Origin of the sequence: Xanthomonas populi (assembly GCF_002940065.1) — a bacterium.
Taxonomy (GTDB): Bacteria; Pseudomonadota; Gammaproteobacteria; order Xanthomonadales; family Xanthomonadaceae; genus Xanthomonas; species Xanthomonas populi.
Genome location: NZ_MDEJ01000256.1, coordinates 1 through 1,843 on the forward strand (window position 1 = coordinate 1; position 1,843 = coordinate 1,843).

The window sequence follows — 1,843 nt, forward strand, 5'->3', positions numbered from 1 at the left end:
GCGCGCACTTGTTTCTACACGATCCGGGTGCAACCAGCTGATCTATCTCGGGAAAACGTGGGGAAACCTCAGATCCTGACCCGCTCGTCCACACCAGAGCAACCACCCGCCTCGCTTGAGGCGTTGGCGGACATTGCGCTGGCGCTGACCCGGCGCGTGGAGTTGCCGGACGACACGCGCTATCGCCTGGTCGGTGTGGGGCTGAGCGGTTTCAGCGATGTGGAAGCGGGCGCCGTGCAGGGAGAGTTGTTCGGCGATGTGCCGCAGGCGCAATGAGTGCGATGCGTCGTGCATGCAATGGCGCGGTCTTGGCGTGCTGCATGTATCCAGATGAGTGCGTCGACGCATGCATCTGACACTTCCCATCGCCGCACGGTGACGCGCTCTGAATCGTGCAGCCCGTACACTGCAGTCCGTTTCCCAACGAGACCGTCCGCATGTTTCCGTATCCGCTGGTGATCTTTGACCTGGATGGCACGCTGGTGGACAGCGCACCTAACATCGCCGAAGCGCTCAATGCCACCTTGCAGGAACTTGGGCTGCAGCAGTTCAGCGAGGCGACGATCCGTCGCTGGATCGGCGAAGGCGTGCAGGTCTTGCTCGCCACTGCGTTGCGCGAAGCCGGCACCACGCACGATGCCGATACCGAAATGCCGGTGATGATGCGTCACTACGGAGCCTGCCTGCTGCACAACCCGCAGTTGTACCCCGGTGTTGCCGAGGCATTGACCGGCTTGCGCGACGCCGGCGCCACGCTGGCGTTGTGTACCGACAAGCCGTCGCGTTTCATCGCGCCGCTGTTGGAGCATCTGGGGATCGCCGCGCACTTCAGCACGGTGCTCGGTGGCGATTCGCTGCTGCAGCGCAAGCCCGATCCAGCGCCGCTGCTGCATCTGGCCAAGCAGTTCCGGCACACACCGCAGCAGTGCCTGATGGTTGGCGATTCGGCCACCGATGCGGCCGCCGCAAATGCCGCTTCAATGCCGTTGGCGATGGTGCGTTACGGCTATCTGCGTTGCTTCGATGTGCAGACCTCCGGCGCGGTAGCCAGTGTCGATGACATGCGCGAACTGCTTGCGTTGAAGTAGCGTGCTGCGGTCGCACCACCGTGTGCTGCAGATGTCGCCGATAAAGGCGCGATGAGAGGAATGCGCAGCTGCCCCAACGCTGCAATGCCCACCCGCAGCCTGTGCCACCGCAGCTCATCGATTTGAGAATTAATCGCATCTGTGTAGGATGCGCGGACAATCTTGACTGCATCAACGCCTCGCACATTCGTCTTGCGCCTGCTGCACCCATCACCCCTACCGTGTCACCTCAAGCCGTCGCCAGAGGTCTCTCTCCTGTCGAGAGGTTTGAGAATGTCCGCATCACGCCGGTCATGGATGTCTGCACCTGCACGCGGTCCCGTGTTGTCCCAGCGTCAGCTGGTGCTGGCCATTGCGGTCGGTTGCGGCAGCTGCATCTGCAGCGCATCCGCCGAAGACGCTGCAGCCGATTCGCAATCGCTGGACACCGTGCACGTCACCGCCGCACAAATTGCGCGGCAAGCATTGGGCGCATCGGTGATCACCGCCGAAGACATCGAACGGCGTCCGCCGGTCAACGATCTGTCGCAGCTGCTGCGCACCATGCCGGGCGTCAATATCACCGGCGACAGTGCCTCCGGCCAGTACGGCAACAATCGCCAGATCGATCTGCGCGCCATGGGCCCGGAAAACACTCTGATTCTGGTCGATGGCAAGCCGGTGGGATCGCGCGATTGTTCAGTCCCGGCATTAGATGGATCGGGTCCACCTTGAACCGCTCGGGTTCGGATGTCCACTGCTTGCAGATGAATTCG

Annotated in this window: 2 protein-coding genes and 1 pseudogene; all 3 read left to right on the forward strand. The window is 62.5% G+C overall.

What is annotated here, in order from left to right; genetic code table 11:
* Positions 1 to 276, forward strand: a 276-nt coding sequence (locus XpopCFBP1817_RS20570; protein ID WP_484606961.1) for a DinB/UmuC family translesion DNA polymerase, incomplete at its 5' end; no start/stop codon positions are given.
* Between the two features lie 161 nt (positions 277 to 437).
* Positions 438 to 1,088 carry a phosphoglycolate phosphatase gene (gph, locus tag XpopCFBP1817_RS20575; protein WP_128418468.1) on the forward strand — a complete coding sequence of 217 codons (651 nt, stop codon included), beginning with the start codon at positions 438 to 440 and terminating at the stop codon, positions 1,086 to 1,088.
* Between the two features lie 297 nt (positions 1,089 to 1,385).
* Positions 1,386 to 1,763: pseudogene (locus tag XpopCFBP1817_RS20580) on the forward strand (TonB-dependent receptor plug domain-containing protein); the annotation flags it as partial.
* Positions 1,764 to 1,843 lie beyond the last annotated feature (80 nt).